This window comes from Gemmiger formicilis (assembly GCF_016901605.1).
Taxonomy (GTDB): domain Bacteria; phylum Bacillota; class Clostridia; order Oscillospirales; family Ruminococcaceae; genus Gemmiger; species Gemmiger formicilis_B.
This window is the reverse complement of record NZ_JACJKP010000717.1, coordinates 1-226: the sequence shown is the minus strand read 5'-3', so window position 1 is coordinate 226 and position 226 is coordinate 1. Positions and strand designations below refer to the sequence as shown.

1 protein-coding gene is annotated in these 226 nt (G+C 48.2%); it reads right to left on the bottom strand.

The genetic code is table 11. From position 1 onward, the window contains the following. Positions 1–226 (bottom strand): hypothetical protein (locus tag H6B10_RS16595; protein WP_204652477.1); only part of this gene is annotated, 226 nt, incomplete at both ends.

Genomic DNA, 226 nt, shown 5'->3' with positions numbered 1-226 from the left:
GCGCACCAGTCAGTAAAAGCCATAGTGGTCCCCACACCAGAAGCGCAAAGGGCAGTAAAAACCATTTTTTCATGTCTTTTGTTATAACTTCCTGAGCAGAAGCGCAATACCCGCCAATAAGGTTATTGCTACCAAAACAGCTGCCGCACAGAGCCGCGGCAAGTCCAGTGCCAAGAACCAGTTGTTGAACAGATGCTGTATCAGATAGATACTCTGCTGCGGGTAT